Source organism: Streptomyces sp. NPDC052701 (assembly GCF_040678355.1).
GTDB lineage: Bacteria > Actinomycetota > Actinomycetes > Streptomycetales > Streptomycetaceae > Streptomyces.
The window spans coordinates 1-24,289 of record NZ_JBFATO010000018.1; the positions used below are offsets into that span (position 1 = coordinate 1).

20 protein-coding genes and 4 pseudogenes are annotated in these 24,289 nt (G+C 70.1%); 16 read left to right on the forward strand and 8 right to left on the reverse strand.

Features of this window, described 5'->3' with window-relative positions; genetic code table 11:
- Positions 1-267 precede the first annotated feature (267 nt).
- The 4 genes from AB0L29_RS21020 to AB0L29_RS21035 all read right to left on the reverse strand — a co-directional run bounded on the left by AB0L29_RS21020 (position 268) and on the right by AB0L29_RS21035 (position 4,521).
- Positions 268-972, reverse strand: coding sequence for a transposase family protein (locus AB0L29_RS21020; protein WP_365829331.1), 705 nt, complete (start codon positions 970-972; stop codon positions 268-270).
- 197 nt (positions 973-1,169) lie between these two features.
- Positions 1,170-1,931: a transposase family protein gene (locus AB0L29_RS21025; protein ID WP_365829225.1), complete on the reverse strand. Its 762-nt coding sequence runs from the start codon at positions 1,929-1,931 to the stop codon at positions 1,170-1,172.
- A 404-nt stretch (positions 1,932-2,335) separates the two neighbouring features.
- Positions 2,336-3,346 carry an IS481 family transposase gene (locus AB0L29_RS21030; RefSeq protein WP_365829226.1) on the reverse strand — a complete coding sequence of 337 codons (1,011 nt, stop codon included), beginning with the start codon at positions 3,344-3,346 and terminating at the stop codon, positions 2,336-2,338.
- Positions 3,343-4,521 carry a Cmx/CmrA family chloramphenicol efflux MFS transporter gene (locus tag AB0L29_RS21035; protein WP_365829227.1) on the reverse strand — a complete coding sequence of 393 codons (1,179 nt, stop codon included), beginning with the start codon at positions 4,519-4,521 and terminating at the stop codon, positions 3,343-3,345. The genes AB0L29_RS21030 and AB0L29_RS21035 overlap by 4 nt, the downstream gene beginning before the upstream one ends.
- Before the next feature lie 336 nt (positions 4,522-4,857).
- Between AB0L29_RS21035 and AB0L29_RS21040 the strand changes: the two genes are divergently transcribed.
- Positions 4,858-6,078, forward strand: a complete 1,221-nt coding sequence (locus tag AB0L29_RS21040) for an IS701 family transposase (protein ID WP_365829228.1) — start codon at positions 4,858-4,860, stop codon at positions 6,076-6,078.
- Positions 6,079-6,193: 115 nt separating this feature from the next.
- On the opposite strand, the gene AB0L29_RS21045 is transcribed toward AB0L29_RS21040, so the two are convergent.
- From AB0L29_RS21045 to AB0L29_RS21060, 4 genes are all read right to left on the reverse strand, one after another.
- Positions 6,194-6,991 carry a LysR substrate-binding domain-containing protein gene (locus tag AB0L29_RS21045; protein ID WP_365829229.1) on the reverse strand — a complete coding sequence of 266 codons (798 nt, stop codon included), beginning with the start codon at positions 6,989-6,991 and terminating at the stop codon, positions 6,194-6,196.
- 188 nt (positions 6,992-7,179) lie between these two features.
- Positions 7,180-7,614: a cupin domain-containing protein gene (locus AB0L29_RS21050; RefSeq protein ID WP_365829230.1), complete on the reverse strand. Its 435-nt coding sequence runs from the start codon at positions 7,612-7,614 to the stop codon at positions 7,180-7,182.
- A gap of 159 nt (positions 7,615-7,773) precedes the next feature.
- On the reverse strand, positions 7,774-8,991 hold the full coding sequence (locus AB0L29_RS21055) for an FAD-dependent oxidoreductase (protein ID WP_365829231.1): 1,218 nt from the start codon (positions 8,989-8,991) through the stop codon (positions 7,774-7,776).
- A gap of 53 nt (positions 8,992-9,044) precedes the next feature.
- Positions 9,045-9,527: an Rrf2 family transcriptional regulator gene (locus AB0L29_RS21060; protein WP_365829232.1), complete on the reverse strand. Its 483-nt coding sequence runs from the start codon at positions 9,525-9,527 to the stop codon at positions 9,045-9,047.
- 229 nt (positions 9,528-9,756) lie between these two features.
- Here AB0L29_RS21060 and AB0L29_RS21065 point away from each other — a divergent pair, with 229 nt between their 5' ends.
- The 15 genes and pseudogenes from AB0L29_RS21065 to AB0L29_RS21135 form a co-directional block, all read left to right on the forward strand.
- Positions 9,757-9,885, forward strand: a complete 129-nt coding sequence (locus tag AB0L29_RS21065) for a hypothetical protein (protein WP_365829233.1) — start codon at positions 9,757-9,759, stop codon at positions 9,883-9,885.
- A gap of 373 nt (positions 9,886-10,258) precedes the next feature.
- Positions 10,259-11,137 (forward strand): DUF5655 domain-containing protein, encoded by an 879-nt coding sequence (locus tag AB0L29_RS21070; RefSeq protein WP_365829234.1) that lies wholly within the window; start codon positions 10,259-10,261, stop codon positions 11,135-11,137.
- 98 nt (positions 11,138-11,235) lie between these two features.
- Positions 11,236-11,826 (forward strand): annotated as a pseudogene (locus AB0L29_RS21075) (ornithine carbamoyltransferase subunit F); the annotation flags it as partial.
- Between the two features lie 3 nt (positions 11,827-11,829).
- Complete coding sequence (locus tag AB0L29_RS21080; RefSeq protein WP_365829235.1) at positions 11,830-12,753, forward strand: carbamate kinase; 924 nt, start codon at positions 11,830-11,832, stop codon at positions 12,751-12,753.
- 125 nt (positions 12,754-12,878) lie between these two features.
- Complete coding sequence (locus tag AB0L29_RS21085; protein WP_365829236.1) at positions 12,879-13,796, forward strand: universal stress protein; 918 nt, start codon at positions 12,879-12,881, stop codon at positions 13,794-13,796.
- A gap of 262 nt (positions 13,797-14,058) precedes the next feature.
- Positions 14,059-14,679: a hypothetical protein gene (locus AB0L29_RS21090; protein WP_365829332.1), complete on the forward strand. Its 621-nt coding sequence runs from the start codon at positions 14,059-14,061 to the stop codon at positions 14,677-14,679.
- Positions 14,680-14,829: 150 nt separating this feature from the next.
- Positions 14,830-15,735, forward strand: coding sequence for a universal stress protein (locus AB0L29_RS21095; protein ID WP_365829237.1), 906 nt, complete (start codon positions 14,830-14,832; stop codon positions 15,733-15,735).
- 36 nt (positions 15,736-15,771) lie between these two features.
- Positions 15,772-16,794, forward strand: coding sequence for an alcohol dehydrogenase AdhP (adhP, locus tag AB0L29_RS21100; protein ID WP_365829238.1), 1,023 nt, complete (start codon positions 15,772-15,774; stop codon positions 16,792-16,794).
- Between the two features lie 5 nt (positions 16,795-16,799).
- A complete protein-coding gene (locus tag AB0L29_RS21105) occupies positions 16,800-17,663 on the forward strand; it encodes a universal stress protein (RefSeq protein ID WP_365829239.1) in 864 nt (287 codons plus the stop codon).
- A gap of 145 nt (positions 17,664-17,808) precedes the next feature.
- Positions 17,809-20,512: pseudogene (locus tag AB0L29_RS21110) on the forward strand (GNAT family N-acetyltransferase).
- Positions 20,513-20,528: 16 nt separating this feature from the next.
- Positions 20,529-21,260 (forward strand): CBS domain-containing protein, encoded by a 732-nt coding sequence (locus AB0L29_RS21115; RefSeq protein ID WP_365829240.1) that lies wholly within the window; start codon positions 20,529-20,531, stop codon positions 21,258-21,260.
- Between the two features lie 16 nt (positions 21,261-21,276).
- On the forward strand, positions 21,277-21,843 hold the full coding sequence (locus AB0L29_RS21120) for a flavodoxin domain-containing protein (protein WP_365829241.1): 567 nt from the start codon (positions 21,277-21,279) through the stop codon (positions 21,841-21,843).
- A gap of 456 nt (positions 21,844-22,299) precedes the next feature.
- A pseudogene (locus AB0L29_RS21125) lies at positions 22,300-23,309 on the forward strand (alcohol dehydrogenase catalytic domain-containing protein).
- 151 nt (positions 23,310-23,460) lie between these two features.
- The gene (locus AB0L29_RS21130) at positions 23,461-23,901 is read left to right on the forward strand and encodes a pyridoxamine 5'-phosphate oxidase family protein (RefSeq protein WP_365829242.1); all 441 of its coding nucleotides are present in this window, start codon (positions 23,461-23,463) and stop codon (positions 23,899-23,901) included.
- Positions 23,902-23,913: 12 nt separating this feature from the next.
- A pseudogene (locus AB0L29_RS21135) lies at positions 23,914-24,189 on the forward strand (penicillin acylase family protein); the annotation flags it as partial.
- Positions 24,190-24,289 lie beyond the last annotated feature (100 nt).

Below are 24,289 nucleotides of genomic sequence, written 5' to 3' on the forward strand. Positions count from 1 at the left end.
GAATCCTGCACACCCCCTCAGACCGGCCACGCACGATCGAGCTGACCTCCTGACCCCCTGTGCGGCACGGCCTGACCCCGTGCCGCACAGGCTCTCTCGCCCAGGCATTACAGGCAGCGCCTCAACTCCTGCAAATCGAACATCTCGCGCTGCAATATGCAGGAGATGGCCGACCCTTCACCCATCTCCGAGTAAGAGCGGACGGCGAATGCACGCGAGTTCATCCTCCTTATTCCCTACGAGACGCACCGGAACACTGAGCTTCTTTCATTCTGAATAGCCGCAGGTCAGTAGGGTGTAGACGGCCTGGATGATGGTGCCGATGCGGCGGGTGGAGCATCTGGATCGCCGAAGGATTCTCCAGGACTTCAGCTGTGCGAAGGCGCGTTCACCCGGAGCCCTCAGCCGGGCGTGGTCCCGATTGAACTGCTGGTAATGCTCGGGCTGTTCGCGGTGGTTCTTGTACGGGGTGCGGACGGTGGCGCCGGCGCCCTGGTAGGCGCGGTCCGCGAGGATGAGGATCTGTCGGGTCAGGCAGGCCTGGATGATGCCGTGGGCGCGAGCTGCGGTCAGGTCGTGGGTCCGGCCCGGTGCCGCTCGGGAGAACCACAGCGGTGTGTCGTCCGGCCGGGCGATGACCTGCACGTTCATTCCATGTTGCTTGTGCTTCTGCGAGTAGTACGGCTCGTCCGCGGCGATGCGGTCGGTGGCGATCAGGGTGCCGTCCACGATCACGTGGTCGCCCTCGCTCAGCCCGGTCAGGGCCTCATGCAGGCCCGGCGCCCAGGCCGCGAGAACGTCCAGGGTCTCGTCGACGTACCGCCAGGCCGTCGCGGTCGAGACGCCGAACCCGGCCGCGAGCTGGGCAAACGTCTCGTTCTTCCGAAGATGGGCCAGCGCGGGGAGGGCCTGTTTGAAGCAGCCGAGCCGTCTCCACGGCAAGTTCAGTTCACGCCTTCGGGCGTAGATCAGTCAGGAGACATGCTCAACCAACTCATGCGAGACGCCGAGCATGGAAGGATACGGAACCAACAGAGCCCCCGGGCTGTCGGCAATGTCGAGTGGAATCAACACCGCCAACGACCGAGGGCTCTGCCACGTCACCACCCCAACTGGCCAGACTCTGTAGCCCTTCAGAGGCAGGATGAAAGAAGCTCACTGAACGCTTCTCATCCCGAGCGCCAGGTGACCTCGATGGCGTGAACGGCGGCGGCGGTGCGGCCGATCCGGTTGGTGCTGCAGCGGGCTTTGCGGAGGATCCGCCACTGTTTGAGGCGGGCGAAGGCACGTTCCCCCGGCGCCCGCAGTCGGGCATGGTCGCGGTTGAATTCGGCGTACTTCTCCGGAAGGTCGCGGCTGTAGTAGGGGGTGCGGACGGTGGCTCCGGCTCCGCGGTAGGCCCGGTCGGCCAGGACGAGGAGCTGACGGGACAGGCAGGCGTGGATCACCCCGTGTGCGCGGGCCGCGGTCAGGTCGTGCGTGCGGCCGGGCAGTGCCCGTGAGAACCACAGGGGTGTTCCGTCCGGGGCGGCCACGACCTGCACGTTCATCCCGTGACGGCGGTGTTTCATCGAGTAGTACGGTTCATCTGCCGCGATGCGGTCGGAGGCGATCGGGGTGCCGTCGAGGATGACGAATCCCTCCGGCAGCAGCTCGCGCAGAGCCTCGTGCAAGCTCGGAGCGCGCTCGGCGAGGATGTCGACCGTCTCGGTCACATACCGGCCGGCGGTCGCGGTGGAGACGCCGAACCCCGCGGTGACCCGGGCCAGGGTCTCGTTCTTGCGCAGGTGGACCAGGACCAGCAGAGCCTGCCGGAAGCAGCCCAGCCTGCGCCAGCGGGAGCCCAGCTCACACCTTCGGGCGTAGATCAGCCAGGAAACGTGCTCCGCGACCTCGTGCGGGACGTCGAGCATGGCTCGATACGGGACCAACAGGGCCCCTGTGTCGAGACGTTGGCGAGTGAGATCACCAGCGCAACGAGCAGGAACCCTGCCGCGTCACGCACCCCGACCACCAGCCGCCATCACTCGCGAACCACAGGATGAAAAGCGTTCACGGACCTCCTATTCACTCATGAACCGGCACCGGTTGCGATTGCGGCACCGATTGCGCGTAATACTGCGCCGCCGGGCATACCGGACCGAGCAGCGCCGTCCTCAAGGCTCGCGGCCCCGGGCCACGCGATGTGGCGGTGGCGCCGACGGATGTAGCCGTTGACCGCGCACCATGGCGCAAGGTCCCAGCTTTCCACGCCGGTATTGGCTTTGTTTGCGAGTTACGAGAGCGCCTGTTGCTCAGCGGTGAGAGCGGCCTCTTCCCCGGGATGTGATGTCGCCTAGTTGTTGCTGGCCATGACGTTGGTGACGCTCGCGTGGAGGCGTGAGGCTGGAGGACCGTTTCCGGCGGCGGTGTGAGGCCGGTGGTAGTTGTAGTGGATGTTCCAGACCGTGATCGCCCTCGCTCGTTCTGCTTCAGAGGTCCACTGCCTGGCGTAGAGGAGCTCTTCAGCGAGGATGCGCTGGTAGCGCTCGACCTTGCCGTTGTGCCGGGGCGTGTAGGGCTTGATCCGCTGGTGGCGGGAGGCCCACGAGACCAGGGAGCGTACGAAGACCGCGGCGCGGTAGTTGGCGCCGTTGTCGGTGACCACGCGCACGATCCGGGGAATGCCGTGGGCGGCGAAGAACGCGCGGGCGCGGCTGAGGAACCCCACGGTGGTGGTGGCCTTCTCATCGGGCAGGGGCTCGGTGTAGGCCAAGCGGGAGAATCCGTCGACGGCAGAGTGCAGGTAGATGTACCCGCCCTTGGCCCCACCGGTCTTTGCGCGCTGCGCGGCCCTGGCCTGTTCGGAGCCGCGTCCGTGGGCCCGCCACCCGCCGCCGTGAGGGATCCGTCCGACCTTCTTGACGTCCAGGTGGACCATGTGGCCCGGGTAGCGGGCCACGATCCGTTTCGACGGGCGCCTATTGGCCGAGCCGTCGGGATCGAGGAACCGGCGGTGATTGATGCCCAGGCGTGCCAGCCACCGGCCTACGGTGCGCTCGCTGATCCGCACGCCTTGGTTCGCGAGTTCGAGGGTGATCCGGCGGGCGGACCACTTGTTGTCCCGCCGCAACTGCTCGATCCGTTCGACGACATCGGGTGGGGTCTGGGTCGGTGAGGATCGCGGGACGCTTGGACGGTCCTGCAGCCCGAGTTCGCCATGCGTGTCGTACCGGTTCTTCCACTTGGACAGGCAGGCGCGGGAGACACCCGCCTCGGCTGCGACGTGCGCGATCGGACGGGTGCGGCAGCGCTCCACGAGCCTTCGGCGTCCCTCGATGTTCAAGGGGGCGTTCGCATGTGTCACCGGAACACCTCGGTGCTCCGGCCGGCCGTGATGACGGTGAGGAGGGGGAACGCGATGAGCAGCGCGACCGCGACGAGGAGTCCACTCACCCAGAGCGGCCCGAGCACCCCGGCTTCCGTGCTGAGGGTGGCCGCAGCAATGACGGGACCGGCGGCGGCGCCCACGTTGAGCGCCGCCGTCGCATACGAGCCGGCCATAGTGGGGGCTCCCGCGGCCTCGTAGAGGACCCGCGTAATCAGCGTACTGCCCAACGCGAACGACAGTGCGCCCTGCACGAAGACGAGGATGAACAGGGCCACCGGCTCGTTGGCCAGCATCGCCAGGACCGGCCAGCCGATGAGCAGCAACGGACCGCCGACTGCGATGACCGGACCGGGACGCCGGTCGGACAGCCGGCCGGCGACGGTGACGCCCACGAAGGAACCGGCACCGAAGAGCACCAGAGCGACAGAGATCCACAACTCGCCCAGCCCGGCGCTGTCGGTCACCACGGGGGCCAGGAAGGTGAGGCTTCCGAAGGTTGCCGAGTTCACCAGCGCGCCGAGCAGCATCACCAGATTCAACCGCGGCCGTGTGAGCTGGCCGAGCTCCGCTCGCAACGCCGGCCTGCCAGTCGCCTCATCCTCATCACGCCCTGCGGGGATTCCCTTCAGGATGCCGAGAGCTGCAGGCAGGCAGAGAGCGGCGACAGCCCAAAATGTAGCCCGCCAGCCGAGCACCGCGCCAAGCACCGACCCAGCAGGGACACCGGCGATCGTGGCCACCGTCGTGCCTGACAGCAGCACGGCCAGCGCCCGTCCCTTCCTGTCGGATGAGACCAGCGTGGCCGCAGCCGTCAGAGCGACGGTAAGGAACCCTGCGTTCGCGAGCGCGGCGACGACCCGGGTAGCGAACAGGATGGCGAAGCTCGTGGTGATGGCGCCCACGGCATGAGCTGCCGCGAAAACGAGGACAAACCCGAGAAGGCTGGAGCGCCTGGGCCAGTTACGGGCAAGCGCGGCCACAAGGGGGGCGCCGACGATCATGCCGACTGCGAAGGCCGACGTGAGCGTGCCGGCTGTCCCGACTGTGACGTCAAGATCTGAGGCGATGTCCGGCAAGAGGCCGGCGAGCATGAACTCCGAGGTACCCATGGCGAAAACCGCCATGGCAAGCAGGTACAGCGGCAGAGGCATCGAGTGGCTCCGAGGTGAGGAGAGGCACGAGAAGGTCATCTCGTCACCGCGGCCAGCCCCAAGAGCACACTCGGCCCACCGCAGAAAGCGGCGCGCCGACAGGGCTACGAGCTCAGTGATTCAGGGGGCTGACGGCGTGACCGAAAGCCCCCACCCTGTCTGACTCAGGACTCGACATGGCCCGCACGCTACCCGACCGATGCCCGTCGAAGCATCTTGGTTTCCTGACATCGGCCTGTGTCACCAACGTCATGTCCCGCAACACCTAGTAGTGCTTCGTTACTTCGGGTGATCTTGCCTGGTGGTGGGCATCTTCTCCGGTATGAGGTTGGGGAGGTGGAACGGCTCCGGGGTGAGTTAGCGGAGTTCGTTGCCGATGTGTTCGCCTCGGTGCCGCGGCGGGATCAGCGGCGGTGGGGTGAGTGTTATCTGCGGGGTCTGATGCTGGACGGCCGGCGCAAGTCGATCCAGCCGATGGCCGAGCGGCTGCCGGACGGGAACATGCAGGCCCTGCAGCAGTTCGTGAACCAGTCGCCGTGGGACCCGCTGCCGGTGAGGCGGCGGATCGCCGAGCGGCTGGCCGGGGTGATCACGCCTGAGGTGTGGGTGATCGACGACGTGTCGTTTCCCAAGTGCGGCACCGCGTCGGTCGGGGTGGCCCGCCAGTACTGCGCAGCGGCCGGCAAACGGGCGAACTGCCAGGTCGCGGTCAGCGTGCACGCGGCCACCGACACCGCGTCCTGCCCGCTGAACTGGCAGTTGTATCTGCCGCGCGAGTGGACGGACGCACCGGACCGCTGCCGCAGGGCAGGAGTCCCCGACGACGTCGCCCACCAGGAGAAGTGGCGTCTGGCGCTCGGCCTGCTCGACACGCTCTGCGAGTGGCGGCTGAAGGCGCCGGTCGTGGTCGCCGATGCCGGCTACGGCGTCAGCACGCCCTTTCGGCTCGGTCTTGAGGAGCGAGGGCTGGCCTATGTCCTGGCGTTGACCGGGAAGGAGGTCGTCCATCCGGAGAATGCCCGGCCGCACCGGCCCCCTTATGGCGGGCTCGGTCCGCCCACGCTGCCCCGCTACCGCACCCCGCCGCGAGCCATCTCGGTCCTCGCCGTCCAGGCCGGCGCCGGCCGGTTCACCGAGGTGACCTGGCGCCGCGGCAGCAAGGGCGCGATGACCTCACGGTTCGCGGTGCTGACGGTCCGGTCGGCGGGCAAGCAGCCTGTGGCCGCGGCCCAGCAGGCGGGCGGCGGCCGCAACCGGCGGGACGGAGTCTTGCCCACCCAGACGCTGCTGCTCGAATGGCCGGACCGCCAGGACGCTCCGACCGGCTACTGGATATCGAACCTGCCCGCCACCACACCGGTCGCCGACCTGGTGCGGTGGGCGAAGATGCGCTGGCGGATCGAGCACGACTACCGCGAGCTCAAGCACGGCCTGGGCCTGGACCACTTCGAGGGCCGCACCTGGCGCGGCTGGCACCACCACGTCACCCTCGTCACCGCCGCCCAGGCGTTCCTCACCCTCAGGCGGCCCGACCCAAAAGTCCGCACACCGGCCTGACCCTCTACCAGGTCCTCGATCTCCTCCAGGACCTGCTGCGGTGCTGGGCCGGTACCTGCACCACCTGCCGACGACCGCTACCCACCCGACGAGGACGTCACAGACAGGCCGGAACCTAACGAAGCACTACTAGGGGCCGGTACGCGGTTCCCGTGACCGCCAGGTGCCGTACCGAGGCGGGCACCAGCGCGACGCCGAGACCGGCCGCGACGAAGGTGATCAAGGTCGATGTCTCCGCCACCTCATGCCGGGAAGCAGGCCGGAAGCCGGCTCGCTGGCAGGCGTCGTACACGGCGTCGTGGAGCACCGAGCGGTGGTAGGACGGGTAGGAGATGAACGGCTCGTCCCGCAGCTCGGCCAGCCGCACACTGTCGTTGCAAGCCAGCCGATGTTCCTCGGGAAGGGCGACGATCAACGGCTCGCGGCGGAAGACGACCACCTCCAGGGCCGGGTCACGGACCGGGGGACGCAGAAAACCGATGTCCAGGGTCCGGTCGTGGAGAGCCACCACCTGGCTCGGGGTGAGCATCTCGCCTTTGAGGTCGAGCTCGACCCCGGGGAGTTCCTGGCGCAGTGTGCGTGTCAGCATGGGCAGCAACTCGTACGTCGCCGACCCCGTGAAGCCGATGGCCACCTGGCCGACGAGTCCCTCCGCGATCCGTCCGGCCTCCTCCCCGGCCGCGTCGATCGCCGCCAGGATGCTGCGGGCCCGCAGCAGGAACCGGGCGCCCGCCGTCGTCAACTCCACCTTGCGTGTGGTGCGGTGCAGCAGCACGACACCGAGTTCCGTCTCCAGCTGCTTGATCTGCTGAGACAGCGGCGGTTGCGCGATGTGCAGACGCTCGGCCGCACGTCCGAAGTGGCATTCTTCCGCCACTACGACGAAGTACCGGATGTGTCGTAGCTCCATCATTTCACCCGTCCGACCGTGTGCGCTGCGCCGACCCTCGGCTGTCCTTCTGCGTCGTCGGTGTCTCGGCTCCTGGATCCGGCCGAGGCCGCCGCTCACCTCCAGTCATTCGTGACCGGATGACAGTGACGCGGCGACATCGACGTCGGTCGTTCATGGAGAGGGCCGGGCCGTGTCGAACCCGGACTGGCTCAGGAGGAGCGCGGTGCCCGGAGATGCGCCCTCCGGGCGAGTTCCTCGGCGTCGACCGGAGTGAGCAGGGGCTTGCCGGGCTCGCAGACCAAGGTGACGAGGAAACAGCTCCGGCAGTCTGTGCGGGCGTTCCCGTCCTGGTAATGGATCACGTCACCGCCGGGCTCCCAGAAGGTTTCGCCGGCCTCGATTATGCGCTCCGGTTGCCCTTCCACCTCGAAGCGGATCGCACCTTCCAGTACATAACCGAACGCGGGTCCTGTATGGCGGTGCGGGGGAGTGCCCGGATCGCCGGGCGGCCATTCGATCACGGCCGTCACCACCACGCCGCCCTCCGGAATGTATGGAGGCGTGGCTTGCTGCAGCACGGTGACCGCTGAGGCTTCGGTTCGCGGCTGTTCACCGCTGCTTTGTGTCACTTCTTGGTCAGGCATGATGCTTCACTCCACACGTTTCGATTACTGCATGTGTTGTTGGATGGCCGCGTGTGCGGGACGGGCGACTCGGTCGGACGGGCCGGCAGAGGGGCCGGCCCGAGTGCCTGGCGACCGGCTGGGCCGGGGCCGCCGTACGTGCGGCGGTCCCGGCGGAGGTCAGGCGCTGATGTCGGAAGTGGGCCAGATCGTGCGGTAGTCGGCTTGCGCGAGGATGGTCGAGGCGTCGTCCACGGGCGGATAGATCCATTGTTCGTTGATCTGTCGCTTCAGCTTCTTGGCGTCCTGGCCCGTCATCTGTACCGCCCGGTCCCAGCCGGTGGTGAAGACGGCGCCGGCGGGGCCGAGGTCGAGGCAGGTCACGTAGGGGGTGGGGGCGAACGGCACTTGGTCCAGGCCCAGCAGATCCGCGGCCACGTTGTGTCCGGCGAACTTGCCGAGGGGGACAGCGTGCTGACAGCTCTGCATGACCGTGTGACCGGGCTCGGCCTGAGCGGCGGCGGTGTCGCCGGCCGCATAGACCTCGGGGCACCCCACGACTCGCAGGTACTCGTCCACCTCGAGGCGGCCCATGCGGTCCCGCTCGCCGGGGATGCTGCCGGTGAGACCGCTGGCGGACATTCCGGCGGTCCAGATCACGGTGGCGGCCGGTATCACCTCCCCGTTCGAGAGGACGACCGTGCTCTCGGTGATCCGCTCGACGGTGGTGGACAGGCGGGTCTCGACGCCAAGTCGGCCGACGGCCTCGGCAATGTACGGCCGCGGGCCTTCGCCGAGTTCCGGACCGAGCGCATCGGCCCTCTCCACCAGGACGACGCGGACTTCGCCGGCACGGCCTGCGGGGGCCGACTCGCGCAGACGCTCGGTCAGTTCGGTGGCGATCTCCAAACCAGTGAAGCCCGCGCCGATGACCACTGCGGTGAACTGGCCTTCCTGCGGCTGCCGTTCGGGAAGCCGCCGCAGATGGTGGTCTAGCTCCGCGGCTGCCGTCATGGTGTCGATGTCGAACAACCGGTCCGCACCAGGCAGATTCGGGCGCACCACCCGGCTACCGGTGGCCAGGACCAGCCGGTCGTATTCCAGCATCAACGGCTGGGCGTCACGCCCGATGGCAGCCACTGTCCGAGCCCTGGTGTCGATGCCGGTCACAGTCGCCGCGACCCGCCGGACGCCGACCGGACCCAGCACGCGGTCCAGCGCGACGCGCAAGCTCTCCGGGGCGGACTCGTAGAGCCTGGGCCTGATCACCAGGTCGTCGCCGCTGCTGACCAGAGTCACCTGAAGGTCGGACCCGGGTACCCCGCGAGCTGCTCGCACGGCTCCGACAGCGCTCCAGACGCCGGCGAACCCACCGCCGACAACCAGGATATTTTTCATCCAGATTCACCCTCCGAAAAAGGGGCGGCGAAGCCGCCCGGATCATGCTGTGGTCACTCGCGCCCGAACACCTGGCGAATCGCTCGGGCCATGGCCGGAGCGTGCTCGTTCGCCTCCGCCAGTACAGCGGCAAGCGTCTGTCCGGCCAGCGCCTCGCGCCAGGCCTCCTCCGCCTTTCGCATGGAGTTGGTCACGGCGCAGGGCACGGAAAAGTCTCCGCCGCCGTGTCGGCCGATGGTGCCGCACTGGCGGATCTCCGTACAGCGAAAGAGCCGTGCGTCGCCCTCGATGGCTTCCACGACGTCCAGCATGGTGATCGACGCGGGGGGACGAGCCAGACGGAACCCGCCCTGCGCCCCGGGCTCGGACGTCAGCAGTCCCGCCTTGACCAACCGCTGGAGTTGCTTGTTGAGGTAGGAGCGGGGCAGATCATGCCCCGCGGCCAGCGTGGCTGTCGGGACCGGCTGGTCGTCCTCGAGGCATGAGAGGGCCAGCAGCGTGTGCACCGCCCACTCGACACCCTGACTCATCCGCATACCTGGATGTTAAGCGTCCAGGTTCCTCGGCGTCAACGCGAGGATCACGGCGGTGCCCCGATGGCGGGCCCGTGCGCCGAGTACGGTGCCGTACGTCTGGGGCGGGCGCACTCGGTGCCCCTGCACGCCCCCGCCGACCGCTGCGTCCGGGGGTGGCGGCTCGCGACCGGTGCTGTTGCCGTAACCGCCGCAGGGCATGCTCCTGCCGTAGCCGAGGCTGGACCCGTCCGTGCCGGTCAGCCGGGCCGGGCAGCTCGCGGCGACTGGCGGCGACGAGAGCGCGCTGGAGCGGCGTGAGCTGGGCGACGCGGCGAACCTCGTGGACACCGCGCTCGGTTACCTCCTCGGCTCGGAGTAGAAGGTCGTGGTCGAGGGCGCGGAGAATGCCGACGATGAGACGCCGACGCCTGGTGCGGCGGAGGCCGCCGCGGTGCAGGACCGGTCGAGGAAGTGGGCCTAGCAGCCCGCGGATAGAGCGGGCGCTTAGAAGGCGCCTGCTCCGTCCCCTGGGACAGGGAGCCTGACCTGCTCAAAGATGCCTTCCGCCTGCTGTCCCCCGGGGCGTGGGGGACGTATGGGGAACCATAGAGTTCCGGGGGATGGGGGACGCGGGTTTCCGCGACTCGGCTGTACGCGCAGGGTCTCACCTCATCTTCACGGCTTCAGGGCTCTTCGCGGAAACAATTCCGCACCCGCTCGGCGTTGGCGGTCTTCGAGCCGAGGAGGGGAAGGTGTCGGGCCTGAAGCTGTTCCACACGACGACGAGCGGCGTGACCGAGATCGCGCCGCGTCTTGCTGGGGCCGAGTCGGATGTGCAGGACCTCGTCGAGGCGCACATGGAGACGCTCCTCGGTGTCCGGTTCCTGGCGAGTGAGTACAGTACGGGACCGGTCCACGGCGGCCGGATCGACTCGCTCGGTCTGGACGAGAACGGATCGCCGGTCATCGTGGAGTACAAGCGCGGGATCGACGCAGGTGTCATCAACCAGGGGCTGTTCTACCTGAGCTGGCTGTTGGACCATCGGGCGGAGTTCGAGCACCTGGTCCGCGACCGGTTCGGGGGCGCGGCCGCGGCCCAGGTGCTGTGGAGCAGTCCGAGGCTGATCTGCATTGCCGGCGACTTCACCCGCTACGACGTGCACGCCGTGCGCGAGCACCGGCGCAGCATCGACCTGGTCCGCTACCGGCTCTTCGGCAGGGACCTGCTCGGCCTTGAGACCGTGGCCTCCGTCAGTGGCCGGGCATCGGCCGCCCGGCGGGTTCGCCGGCAGGGAGTCGGCGGGAGCCAGAGCGCGGCGCTGGTAGAGCTGGCGCAGGCGGTGGATGAGGCTCTGCTCGGTCTCGGGGGCGGCGTGAACCGCGTCCAGCGCAAGACGTACGTGGCCTATCAGCGTCTGCGGAACTTCGCCTGCGTCTGCCCGCCGCAGAAGACCAAGCTCCTCGTCTACCTCAAGGCGGACCCGAGGGACGTTGACCTTCTTCCCGGCTTCACCCGGGACGTGAGGGGGCTCGGGCACCACGGCACGGGTGATCTGGAGGTGCAGCTTCGGACCGAGCGGGACCTGGAGCGGGCCCAGGACCTGTTCCGTCTCAGTTACGCCGCGGCGTAGGCCGGGGCCGGCCGGCCGGGCGGGGCGTGGGCACCGGGTGTGGTTGTCGGCGGGGTGCTGCCTTTCGACGTGAGCGGTTTGGGAATGGCGGTGGACCACAAAGCCTCTGCGACGTCTTCACGATGCGCGAACAGAGTGCGAAGCCCTTGGCGGAGATCAGTTACTGCTACCTCGGTGACGCCCGCAACAACATAGGCAACTCCCTGCTGTCCATGGGCGCCCTGCTCGGTATGGACGTGAGGATTGCCGCGCCCAGAGCGCTGTGGCCCGAATCCGGTCTCGTCACCGCGTGCCGCTCCCTCGCCGCCGTCAGCGGAGCCCGCATCACCCTGACCGAGAACGTGGAGGAAGCCGTCTACCGCGCCGACTTCCTGCACACCGACGTGTGGGTGTCCATGGGCGAACCAGCAGAAACCTGGCGGGAGCGCGTCGAACTGCTGCTGCCCTACCGCGTTGACGACAAGACGATGGAGGCGACCGGCAACCCGGACACCAAGTTCATGCACTGCCTGCCGTCCCTACACGACCGCAGTACCCGACTGGGCAGGCAACTGTTCGACACCTACGGGCTGGACGGACTCGAAGTCACCGACGACGTCTTCTCCTCGCCCGCCTCCCTCGTCTTCGACCAGGCCGAGAACCGGCTGCACACCATCAAGGCCGTACTCGTCACCACCCTGGAGGACTGAACGATGCGCATTGTCGTCGCCCTTGGCGGCAACGCCCTACTGCACCGGGGCGAACGCCCCGACGCCGCGGTGCAACAGGCCAACATCGACCGGGCCGTCACCGCCCTCGCCGCACTCGCCAGCGACAACGAGCTCGTCATCACCCACGGCAACGGCCCCCAGATCGGTCTGCTCGCCGTCGAAAGCGCCGCCGATCCTGTCCTGACCACTCCCTACCCGCTGGACGTCCTCGGCGCCCAGACACAAGGCATGATCGGATCCCTGCTCGCCCGGGCACTGCGCGGTGCCCTCCCCGGACGGCAGGTCGCCGCCCTCGTCACCCACACCGTGGTCCGGGCGGACGACCCGGCCTTCGAGCGGCCCACCAAGTTCGTCGGCCAGGTCTACTCACGAGAGGTGGCGCACACCCTCGCCCGCAAGCGCAGCTGGCACATCGCCAAGGACAACACGGGATGGCGCCGCGTCGTCCCGTCCCCGGCGCCCGAGGCCATCGTGGAGACGGACACCGTCCACGCACTGCTGAGCAGCGGCACGCTGGTCGTCTGTGTCGGCGGCGGAGGCGTCCCCGTCACGGCCGATCGCGACACCGGGAAGCTGACCGGGGTCGAAGCCGTCATCGACAAGGACCTCACCGCCGCTCTCCTGGCCGAGGAACTCAAGGCGGATCTCCTGCTCATCCTCACCGACGTCCCGAACGTGTACGTCGACTTCGGCACGCCTCGCCAGCAGCCCGTGCTCGACGTGACCCCCGCGCAGCTTCGGGACAGGGCCTTCCCAGAGGGCTCGATGAAGCCCAAGACCGAGGCCGCTGCCCGGTTCGTGGAACGAACCGGTGGCCTTGCCGCCATCGGAGCCCTCGATGCCGCGTACGCCATCGCCCACGGAACGTCGGGGACACTCGTACGGCCCGAACTCGCTCTCGGATGACCAGCAGCAGACGGCGAACCGGAGAGCCGAGTGCCGGTACGGTCGGCTTCCGACCGAGGACCAGTGGCCCCTGCTGTCACCGCCTGGCGGGAGCAAGACTTGAAGCAGCCTGAAGGAGGTTTTCCATGACCCGCACCATCACCGTCGGACTGGACGGTTCGCCGGCGAGCCTGGCTGCCGCAGACTGGGCCGCGCGCGAGGCACAGCTCAGGGAGCTGCCTCTGAGGCTCGTGTCCGCGTGGGAGTGGCAAGCCCCCGCCTTCGCACCGGCGACCGGACTCGGTGTGCCGGTGCCGCCGAGTGACCTCCAGCGGGCATCGGCACAGCACCTGCTGGCCCAGGCGCGGTCCCGCGTCGGCGAAGCCCGCCCGGGGCTGCGGATCGACACGGACGAGATCCCCGGCCTGCCCGTCCCGGCTCTGTTGAAGGCCGCCGAGGGCGCCGAGCTGCTGGTACTGGGCTCTCGCGGACTGAGCAAGGCGGCGGGATACCTACTCGGCTCCGTCTCCCATGCCGTCCTGGCCTCGTGCGAGCGGCCCGTCGTCCTCGTCCGTGCTGCCGAGCACGGCGAGGAGGCGCCGCCAGAGACCTCGGCACGCGGAGCTTCCGCCGTCACCTGCCACCGTGACGTCATCCTGGGCCTGGACCTGCACAAGCCCAACGACGCGGTGATCGACTTCGCGTTCGACGCGACTTCACGGCGCGCCGCACGCCTACGGATCATCCACGGCTGGACGCTGCCGCCCTACTACTACAGCGGCGCGCTCATGCCCGACCTGAACGACGGCATGATCAAGCAGGTACGGAGCGAACTGTCCGACGTCCTGCGACCGTGGCAGGACAGGTACCCTGCCGTGGAGGTCCACGCACAGGCCACGGTCGGTAATGCGGGTCGCCACCTGGTCGACGCCTCCTATGACGCCGCTCTCGTGGTGGTGGGCAGGCAGAACCGTCGGGCGGCGGCCGGCGCTCATATCGGTTCGGTGACCCAGGCGCTGCTGCATCATGCCGTCGCTCCTGTGGCGGTGATCTCGCACGATTGACCGAGAAGGGACTGCCCAGGACAGCGGCGAATTCCCCAGGAGGGCTTCCCCCCTGTCCGATCCTCAGCCCACCTGTACGCGGTTGGTGAGACACCGCCGCGTACAGGTGGGCTGTTCGTTCGGTGGTGGCCGAAGGTCCCTGTGGATGGGGGCTGTTGAGTCCCGGGGGTGTGGACCTTCGGCGTCGGGTGCGGGGTGGTGGAAGCCGGGAGAGTGGGTGGTGTCCGGAACCGTCCGGGCCTTCTCTGAGGGGATCATCGTCATGGCCGTGCACCAGTCAGCGCACCGTAGTTCGGGTTTCCACCTGCCCTCGTTCCGCGGCGGCCGGGTTGCTGTCGTGCCGGGGGCGGCGGGGGCCGGCACGCTCACCGCACGGGCTTACGTGTTCGCTTCGGCGCGTGTGCTGATGGGGTTCGTGTTCCTGTGGGCGTTCCTGGACAAGACGTTCGGGTTCGGTTATGCGACCGCGTCCGGGAGGGGCTGGATCGACGGGGGTTCGCCGACCGAGGGTTTCCTGGGGCATGTGGCGGTCGGCCCGATGGAGTCGACGTTCCATTCGTGGGCGGGGGCGGTGTGGGCGGACTGGCTGTTCATGCTGGGTCTGCTGGGGATCGGGCTGGCGCTGACGGCGGGGGTGGCGCTGCGTCTGGCGGCGCTGGCGGGGACGGTGATGATGGCGTTCATGTGGGTGGCGGAGTGGCCGCCGGCCAAGCACCTCTCCGACGGGTCGGCGAGCATGTCGACGAACCCGTTCGTCGACTACCACCTCGTCTACGCGGTGGTGCTGATCGCGCTGGCCGTGGTGTCGGCCGGTGACGCGCTGGGTCTGGGCCGGCTGTGGGCGCGGCTCCCGCTCGTCCGCGACCACGCGTGGCTGCGCTGAACCCGGCTGGTTGGCGGGCCACCCAAGGACCCGCCCCACCAGCCCGCCCGCAGGGACCGTCGGCCCCGTTCCGGGACCAGCGGCCCCTGCCCCGCGGGAGCGCCGCAAGAGACGCTGAGAACAGACCGAACGACACAGGAGGTGGGCAGCATGGCCCGCACGATCACCGTTGGACTCGACGGCTCGGCCGAGAGCCGGGCAGTCGCCGAGTGGGCGGCCCGCGAAGCGGCGCTGCGCCAGGTGCCGGTACGGCTGCTGCACGTGTGGCAGCCGGTTCCGGAGCCCATGGCCCAGGCTCCGCTCTTCGGTGCCGAGACGCACCAGCACTGGACCGAGCGCATCCCCCGGGAAGCCGCCGAGGGCCTGAGGGTGCGGCACCCCGGCGTCGAGGTGACCACCGAGCAGCGGGCCGGAGCTCCGGCGGAGGTCCTGCTCGACGCCTCCCGTGACGCGGAACTGCTGGTACTGGGCTCCCGCGCCCTGAGCGGACTCACAGGCTTCCTCATCGGGTCCGTCGGCCAGTCGGTGATCGCCCGCGCCGAGGCGCCCGTCATCCTCGTTCGAGCGGGCGAACAGGCCGCCGACGAACACGTCAAGGACCCCGCCGGCATCCCGTCCGCCGCCACCGCCTTCCGGCCCGTGGTCGTGGGGCTGGACACCGGCAGCCCCGACGAGACGGTCCTTGCCTTCGCCTTCGAGGAGGCGCTGCGCCGTGGGGCGCCGCTGACCGCCCTGCGGGTCTGGAACCTGCCGTCCTCCTACGCCTACAGCATGGCCGCCGGTTACGACCCGCGCGAGGCACTGGCGCAAGCCCAGGCCGAAGCGCTCACTGAGGCGCTGCTGCCGTGGCGGGAGAAGTATCCGGACGTCGAGGTGACCGAGGCGTCCCGGCTCGGCAGTCCCGCCGAGCACCTCATCGACGCGGCCCGCGACGCTTCTCTCGTGGTCGTCGGCCGCCGCATCCGCCGCAGCCCGTTCGGCGTGCACATCGGTGCCGTCGCCCACGCGGTCATGCACCACGCCACCACCCCCGTCGCCGTCGTCGCGCACGACTGACGCAGCCGGCCGAAGCAACGCAGAAGGAGCAGCACCATGAAGGCAGCCGTCGTCCGGGAGTTCGGAGAACCCCTGGTCATCGAGGACCGGCCCGATCCCGAGCCCGGTCCGGGCCAGGTCCGTGTACGCGTCGAGGCGTCCGGCCTGTGCCACACCGACATCCACGCGGCGCACGGCGACTGGCCGGTCAAGCCCGCACCGCCGTTCGTGCCCGGCCACGAGGGCGTCGGCATCGTCGAGAAGCTCGGCGACGGCGTGACCCACCTCGCCGTCGGACAACGCGTCGCCGTGCCCTGGCTCGGCAGGACGTGCGGGCGGTGCGAGCACTGCCGGTCCGGCTGGGAGACCCTCTGCGAGAGTCAGGTCAACACCGGCTACGGCTGCGACGGCGGGTACGCCGAGAAAATGCTGGCCTGGGCCGATTTCGCCCAGCCGGTGCCCGAGGGCGTCAGCGCCCTCGACGCCGCCCCGCTGACCTGCGCGGGCGTCACCACCTACAAGGCGCTCAAGGTCGCCGACGTCCGGCCCGCCCAGCTCGTCGCGATCTCGGGCGTGGGCGGCCTGGGCCACCTCGCGGTGCAGTACGCGAAGATCGCCGGGGCGCGGGTCGCCGCGATCGACGTCACCGACGACAAGCTGCAACTCGCCCGGGAACTCGGCGCCGACATCGTCATCGACGCCCGCACCCAGGACGTCGCCGCCGAACTGAAGCGTCACGGCGGCGCCCACGCTGCCCTCGCCCTCGCGGTGAACCCGGCCGCTTTCCAAGCCGTCAACTCCGGTCTGCGGCGCGGCGGGAAGCTCGTCATGGTGGCCCTGCCCGCCCACGGCACCCTCCAGGTCCCGATCTTCGACACCGTCCTCAACGGCACCTCGGTGATCGGTTCCATCGTCGGCACCCGGCAGGACCTCGCTGAGGTCTTCCAGCTCCACGCCGAGGGCCGCACGAAGGTCATCCGGGAGACCCGCCCGCTCGCCGCCGTCAACGACTGCATCGACGAGGTCCTGGGCGGTCACGTCAAGGCCCGGATCGTGTTCGATCTCAACTCGGGAGGCTGAGAACGATGTACCTGCCCATGGTCGTCGGCGTGGACGGCTCCGAGGCGAGCCTGAAGGCCGTCGACTGGGCGGCCGACGAGGCCGCCCTGCACGGAGTTCCCCTGCGGATCGTCCACGCCTACCGCTGGGACCGCTACGAGGGCGCCGGGCTTGCCCGAGAACTCGGCAAGCCGTTGGCGCGCGTGACCTCCGACGACATCCTCATCGTCGCCACCCGCCGCGCCTGTCGTCACCACCCGGACCTGGCCGTCACCACCGAAGCGGTGGCCGAGGAACCGGAGTACGTCCTCCTGCGCGAGGCCCGCAACGCCTCGGCCGTGATCGTGGGCACCCGCGGGCGCGGCGAACTCGCCGACCTGCTGCTCGGCTCCGTCAGCCTGACCGTGGCCACGGCGGCGGACTGCCCGGTCATCGTGATCCGCGGCAACCACGACAACCGGGCCGCCGACGGCCGGCACGGCCGCATCGTCGTCGGCGTGGCCGACGCGCCTACGGCGGCGGTGCGCTTCGCATGCGAGGAGGCCCGGCGGCGCGGGGCCGCCCTGGGCGCGCTACGGGCGTGGCGATGCCCCACCCACGACACCGCCGACCACCCGCTGCTCGCGGGGTCGGCCGAGCGACTGCACGAGGAACGGGCGGCCAAGGAGTTGGAGGCCGCGCTCGCCGACGCCCCGGCAGACGTGACACTGCGCCGGCACACGGTCGAGGGGCCCGCCCGCCGGGTGCTGCTCACCGCTTCGAGCGAGGCGGACCTGCTGGTCGTCGGCCGCCGCCGTCCCGGCCAGTTCGGACACCGCCTCGGGCGGGTCGCCCACACGGTCCTGCACCACGCCGCCTGCCCGGTCGCGGTCGTACCCGACACGGCGTGATGGTCCGCAGCCGCCGTTCGGGACGATCGGCGCGGGACGGGAGCCGATCGCCCTCCAGGCACCCCCGGTCGGTCCCTGGGCGCGATCGGCACCGCGACAGATGCTCGACACGTCAAAGGCCCGAGCGGCTTGAAGGAGAACCGCCATGAAGGACGACACGCCGCACCGTCCCGCAGCCCACGCGCTGCTCACGGACGGCACCACCGTCCGCATCCGCGCCGTCGAGCCCGGGGATCACGACCAACTCGAAGGGCTTTACGCGGAGATGTCTCCGGACAACCTCCGCCTGCGGTTCTTCTCCTCTTCTCCGCCTGCCCCCGCTCGGCGGCCTGGCCGCGGACAGCGTGTGCGCACCGGCCCGGCGGGGGCAGGCGGGCGCTGCTCGCCGAACGCGCGGGACAGGTCGTCGGCCTGGTCGAGTACCACGCCGACGATGACGCGCCGCACGCCGCCGAACTCGCCGTCGTGGTCGCCGAGGGCCTGCACCACCGAGTCGTCGGAACCCTGCTCGTCGAGCACCTCGTCTCGGCCGCCCGGGCCGACGGCATCACCGCCTTCACCGCCGACGCCCTCAGCGAGAACCACGAGGTGCTGCGGCTCTTCGCCGACCTCGGCCTCACCGCCACCCGGCGGTTCGACGGCCCCGAAGTCCACTGCGTCATCGACCTGCACGAGGACGAGACCTACCGCACGGCGACGGAAGCCCGGGGACGGACCGCCGACGTGGCGAGCCTGGAACCGCTGCTGAAGCCGCGGTCAATCGCCGTCGTCGGGGCCGGTCGCCGACCCGGCTCGGTGGGACGCGCCCTGCTGCACCACCTCCACGAGGACGGTTTCACCGGCCGCCTGTTCGCGGTGAACCCGGCCACCACGGCCATCCTCGGCGTACCGTCCTATCCCTCCGTCAGCGCCCTTCCCGTGGCTCCCGACCTCGTGGTCGTGGCAAGCCCGGCCGAGTCCGTGCCCGCAGTCGCCGAGGAGTGCGGCAAGGCGGGCGTACGCGCCCTGGTCGTGGTCTCCGCCGGACTCGCACCGAGCAGTCCAAGGCCCTGCTCACCGCATGCCGCACCCACGGCATGCGTCTGGTCGGCCCCAACTGTCTGGGCGTCGCCAACACCCAGCCCGGGTACCGGTTCGACGCCACCTTCGCCGCCGCACATCCGCGCGCCGGGACCGCCGGAGTCGCCGTGCAGTCCGGCGGTGTCGGCATCGCCCTGCTGGAGGGGCTGTCCCGGCTGGGCATCGGCGTCTCCACGTTCGTCTCGCTCGGCGACAAGCACGACGTCAGCGGCAACGACATGCTCCAGTGGTGGGAGAGCGACGACCGCACCGACCTCGCCCTGCTGCACCTGGAGTCCTTCGGCAACCCGCGGGCCTTCTCCCGCACCGCCCGGCGCGTCACCCGCCGGATGCCGGTGCTGACCGTCGACGTCGGCCGCACCGACGCCGGCCGCCGTGCCGCCGCCTCGCACACCGCCGCCGCGGCCACCGGCACGATGACCCGCCAGGCCCTGTTCACCCAGGCCAGCATCACCGCGACCCGCTCCGTCGGCGAACTCCTGGAAACCGCGGCCCTGCTGCACGCCCAGCCGCTGCCGACGGGCAGCTGTGTCGCCGTGATCACCAACGCCGGCGGCGCGGGAGTCCTCGCCGCCGACGCCTGTGCCGAGGCCGGCCTGCCCCTCAACCCGCCCGCCCCCGAACTGGCCGACGACCTGCTCGCCGCACTGCCCGCCGGAGCGAGCGCCGGCAACCCTGTGGACGCTACCGCCGCCGTGACCGAGGAGGCGCTGAGTGCCTGCGTGGAGCGGCTCGTGACCCACCCGGCCGTCGACGCCGTCCTGGTGACCCTCGTCCCCACCGCGGTCGCCGCCGCGACCGGCGACGACCTGACCCGGGCCGTCACCCGGGGGCCCGGCCGCCGGGTCAAATCCGTCATCGTCGTACGCCTGGAACAGGACCTGCCGGTCACCCTCCTGCCTGTGACCGACGGCGAGGCGATCCCCTCGTACGCCGAACCCCAGGCCGCGGCACGGGCGCTGGCCCACGCTGCTCGCCGGGCGGCCTGGCTCGCCCGACTCGTCGGTACCGTGCCGGACCTTGACGGCATCGACACCTCTCGTGCGCACGCCGTGGTGGACGACTTCCTCGCCACCCGGCCGGACGGAGGGTGGCTGGACCCGCGCACCTGTGCCGAACTCCTGTCCTGCTACGGCATTCCCCAATAGCCGTGGGCCTGGGCCGAGACCGAGGACGAGGCCGTACGCGCCGCCGAGCGGCTGCGCGGCACCGACGGCCCAGTGGTCCTCAAGACACACTGGCCCGGGCTCGTACACAAGAGCCTCCAGCACGCCGTCCACCTGGACCTGAGCGACGAGGCTTAGGTACGCGCCGCCTTCCAGGACCTGCGGACCCGCTTCGAAGGACTCATGACCGGAGCCGTCGTCCAGCCGCTCGCACCCCGCGGCACCGAGTTGTTCGCCGGCGTCCTCCAGGACGGCGTCTTCGGTCCCCTCACAGCGTTCGGACTGGGCGGCACGGCGACGGAAGTACTCGCCGACCACGCCGCCCGCCTCGCCCCCCTCACCGGCCGCGACGTGCACGACCTCATCACCGCCCCGCGCTGCGCACCCCTGCTCTTGGGGACACAGGGCGGCGGCCCCGTCGACCTCGAAGAACTGGAGCAGGTACTCCACCGGCTGTCCCGGATGGCCATGGACCTGCCGCAGCTCGCCGAGGCCGACTTCAACCCGGTCCTCGCCACACCCGGCGGGGCCACCGTTCTCGACGCGCGGATACGTCTGCTGCCCCGCCGGCCGCAGGACCCCTACCTGCGCCGACTGCGCTGAGGAAGAAGGAACAGACATGAGGAACCAGAAGGTCGGCTCCGTGATGACCACCGAGGTGGTCCGCGCCGAGTACGGCACCCCCTTCAAGACGGTCGCCAGGCTGCTGGCGGAACACCGCGTCAGCGGACTGCCCGTGGTGGACGAGGGCGAGCACGTCATTGGCGTCGTCTCCGAGACGGACCTGATGCTCCACCAGGCCGCCACGCCACTCGCGTACGAGCCGTCCCCGCGGTTCCGTCTCGCGCGGCTGACGCCCCGTGCCCGCCGCCGGACGGCTAAGGAACGGGCTCGGACGGCCGGCGGCCTGATGACCGCCCCCGCCGTCGGCGTGCACGCCGAGGACACTGTCGTCGAGGCGGCCCGCACCATGGTCGAGCACCGCGTGAACCGGCTCCCGGTGCTCGACGAGGAGGACCGTCTGGTCGGCATCGTCACCCGGCACGATCTGCTGCAGACCTTCCTGCGCCCGGACGCGGAGATCCGCGAGGAAGTGATCCACGAGGTGCTGGAGCGCGGACTGTGGCTGGTCAGCGGCGGCATCGACGTCACCGTGACCAAAGGTGTCGTCACACTGCGGGGCCAGATGGAACGCAAGAGCGAGACCGGGATCGCCGTGGCCATGACCCGCAGGACCGACGGTGTCGTCGACGTCGTGAACAGGCTTACCCACCGCTTCGACGACTCCGAACTCCAGGACGACACGCGAGTGCCGAGCGGTGTCGCGGACGACTGGCTGCGACGACTGTGAAGGGAGGCGGGCCACCATGGAGGAGAAGGTGCTGGTCGCCTACGGGTCGACCAACGGATCGACGGAAAGGATCGCCGAGATCGTGGCCGGTGTGCTTCGCACATCGGGGCTCTCGGCCGAGGTGCTGCCGGCCCGGTCCGTGACGGACCTGGCCCCCTACCGGGCCGTGGTGGTCGGCAGCGCCCTCTACGCCGGGCGCTGGCACAAGGACGCCCGGCACTTCGTACGACGGCACCGCGGAGCACTGACCAAACGGTCGGTGTGGTTGTTCAGCTCCGGACCGCTCGACGCGACGGCCTCGGAGCGGGACATCCCGCCCGTGCCGGGTGTCAAGCGGGCCATGATCAGGCTGGACGTGTGCGAGCACGTCACTTTCGGCGGATGCCTCACCGAAGGTGCCGAGGGACGGATCGCCCGCGTGATCATCCGCAACGGCAAGGGCGGTGACTTCCGCGACTTCGCCGCGATCGAGAAGTGGGCGGCGGGCGTGGCGAGGGAACTGAGCGCGGCGCGCCCCCGGGGGGAAGGCGTCCTGAGCCGCCTGAGCCGTCACGCCCGGCTAGGGTGCCCCCGATCACGATGACCGACCGCATCACTAGCACCACCCACGCTTCGACGATGTCGTCGTGCCGTAGCAGGGGACTGCTGCGCCAGCGCCACAGCCGCTTGCGCCGAGCCCTATCACCGCACCTCAGCCCCGCTTCCTTACCCGCCGTTTCCTCGAACCTGGCAGGTGGTCCGTGCCGGCGTCCTGGGCCGACCGGGCCCTTCCCGAGACTGAGCAGACCTGTCGTCCCCCTGACGCGGCGATCTTCGGGAAGTGCGGGCCCGGGCACGCGAACCGGATCGGCCAGGTGAGCGGTGGGGGACCGGTCGGCAAAGCGATGGGGCCGTCCGGCCCAAGCCATGACGAGGGGGAGCGGGTCAGAGTGGACGTGTGAGTCGATCACGTGCGGCGACGGGAACCCGGCTCGTCCCTGCGGGCAGCCGTCCGCGGGTCTTTCGGCTCCCGTCGCGGACTGCGAGAGGGTGAGGACGCATGAAGGCATATGTCTTCCACGGACCCGGGCAGTCCGCCTGGGAAGAGACCGCCGATCCGGTCCTGAGCGAGCCCATGGACGCGGTCGTGCGGGTCGACGCCGTCACCGTCTGTGGGACGGACCTGCACATCCTGAAAGGTGATGTGCCCGAGGTCAGGCCGGGGACGGTCCTCGGTCACGAGGCGGTCGGAGAGAGCGTCGAGACGGGCCGCGACGTACGGCCGGTGCGGCCCGGGGACCGGGTACTGAACTCCTGCATCAGCGCCTGCGGCCGGTGCCGCTACTGTCGGGAGGCCATGTACGGGCAGTGCCGGGGCGGCAGTGGCTGGGTCCTCGGCCACCTCATCGACGGCACCCAGGCCGAGTACGTGCGCGTGCCTTCCGCGGACTTCCCCGTGCATCCCCTGCCCGCGGGCGAGCTCAACGGCCGGATCCGGCCCGGAGACACCGTTGTGGTCGTCAGGGCGGGCCCGGTCGGGCTGGCCGCCATCGCCACCGCTCCGCTTCTCACGCCCGATCGGATCGTCGCCGTGGACCTGGCCGCCACCCGGTTGGAAGCCGCCCGGAAGGCCGGAGCCGACGCCGTGGCCCACGCCCGGGAGGACCCTGAGTAACGGGTCACCGCCCTCACCGCAGGGCTCGGCGTGGACGTCGTCATCGAGGCCGTGGGTGTGCCGGAGACCTTCAAGCTGTGCACCCATATGGTGCGCCCCGGAGGACACGTCGCAGGCGTCGGTGTCCACGGCCGGCCCGCGACGCTGCACCTCGAAGATCTCTGGATCAAGAACGTCACCATCACCACGGGCTTGGTGGACACAACTCCACTCCCACCCTCCTTCGGATGGCTGCCGCCGGCCGGCTGCCTACGGCTCAACTGGTCACGCACACCTTCCCGCTCGCCCGCATGGAGGAGGCGTACGACGTCTTCGCCCGCGCCGCCGACACCGGCGCGCTGAAGGTCGTGCTGGGCGGACCGCGACGCGACGTCGTCGAGGCCGGCGCTGCCTGAGCGCGGCCCGGCCGGCAGGCGACGCACAAAGGTCCACCGGCGTGAGGGCCGTTCCGCGACGGATCGGGGACTGACGGCCCTCGCCGTCGGCTGGCACCCGCACGGAGGATGAAACGCCGCACCGGACGACACACGGAAAGACGATGGGCTGATGTACCGCAACGACGGATTCTGGGAACTGAATCGGCAGGAGAGCCTGCGTCGGCTGGCCAAGGCGGTCGTGGGCCGCATCGTGCACACACGCGAAGCCCTGCCCGCCGTCTTGCCGGTCAACTTCCTCCTGGAAGAAAGCGGTGCCGTGCTGGTGCGCACGTCGGCCTCCTCGGAGCTGGTCTGTGCCATCGACGGCGCCGTGGTCGCCTTCGAGGCCGACGAGGTCGACGTCGTGGCGCATTCCGGATGGAGCGTCGTCGTCACCGGCCCCGCCTCGGTGGTCACCGACCCCGACGAGCACGCGCACTTGGTGCGCACCGGGCCCCGGTCCTGGGTGCCCTGGCCCGAGGAGGTCTTCGTGCGCATCGAGCCGGAACTGGTCACCGGCCGGGAGCTGGCTGGCGGGCGCACCCTCTACGGAGTCGACCTGCCCTCGTGAGCCATCGCGCGGGGTGCCGGCGTCGAGGCGCTCGGCCCGGGTGGGGGGTGGCGGCGCGCCTCCCGGCACACCGAGCTGATCCGGGTCGCGGGGGAGGAGACCCACGAGGTCGAGGGCATCGAGACCGAACGCGGACCGGTCGTCACCGGCGGCTCCGAGGGCCTCGACGACGGCACCTCCCTCGCCCTGGGCCTGCGCTACCCGCCCCGCGTCACCGGCGACCTCGGCTTGGGCGCCCTGCCGCTGCTGCGGGCCCGCCGGGTCGCCGACGTCGACCGGGCCCTGGACGCCTAAGAGGTCATCTCATTTGGGCTCAGCAGTCCGCTCGCGCGGAAAGCACGGCGCCATCTCGGACGATGGCCTGGTCCAGGGCGGATCACCTCCGCTC

Bases quoted from the DNA above. Each gene is read 5' to 3' on its own strand.
- AB0L29_RS21120 (WP_365829241.1), top strand. From the start codon at position 21,277: ATGGAGGAGAAGGTGCTGGTCGCCTACGGGTCGACCAACGGATCGACG.
- AB0L29_RS21050 (WP_365829230.1), bottom strand. From the start codon at position 7,614: ATGCCTGACCAAGAAGTGACACAAAGCAGCGGTGAACAGCCGCGAACC.
- AB0L29_RS21130 (WP_365829242.1), top strand. From the start codon at position 23,461: ATGTACCGCAACGACGGATTCTGGGAACTGAATCGGCAGGAGAGCCTG.
- AB0L29_RS21085 (WP_365829236.1), top strand. From the start codon at position 12,879: ATGACCCGCACCATCACCGTCGGACTGGACGGTTCGCCGGCGAGCCTG.
- AB0L29_RS21080 (WP_365829235.1), top strand. From the start codon at position 11,830: ATGCGCATTGTCGTCGCCCTTGGCGGCAACGCCCTACTGCACCGGGGC.
- AB0L29_RS21035 (WP_365829227.1), bottom strand. From the start codon at position 4,521: ATGCCTCTGCCGCTGTACCTGCTTGCCATGGCGGTTTTCGCCATGGGT.
- AB0L29_RS21060 (WP_365829232.1), bottom strand. From the start codon at position 9,527: ATGCGGATGAGTCAGGGTGTCGAGTGGGCGGTGCACACGCTGCTGGCC.
- AB0L29_RS21105 (WP_365829239.1), top strand. From the start codon at position 16,800: ATGTACCTGCCCATGGTCGTCGGCGTGGACGGCTCCGAGGCGAGCCTG.
- AB0L29_RS21045 (WP_365829229.1), bottom strand. From the start codon at position 6,991: ATGATGGAGCTACGACACATCCGGTACTTCGTCGTAGTGGCGGAAGAA.
- adhP (WP_365829238.1), top strand. From the start codon at position 15,772: ATGAAGGCAGCCGTCGTCCGGGAGTTCGGAGAACCCCTGGTCATCGAG.
- AB0L29_RS21095 (WP_365829237.1), top strand. From the start codon at position 14,830: ATGGCCCGCACGATCACCGTTGGACTCGACGGCTCGGCCGAGAGCCGG.
- AB0L29_RS21055 (WP_365829231.1), bottom strand. From the start codon at position 8,991: ATGAAAAATATCCTGGTTGTCGGCGGTGGGTTCGCCGGCGTCTGGAGC.
- AB0L29_RS21090 (WP_365829332.1), top strand. From the start codon at position 14,059: ATGGCCGTGCACCAGTCAGCGCACCGTAGTTCGGGTTTCCACCTGCCC.
- AB0L29_RS21115 (WP_365829240.1), top strand. From the start codon at position 20,529: ATGAGGAACCAGAAGGTCGGCTCCGTGATGACCACCGAGGTGGTCCGC.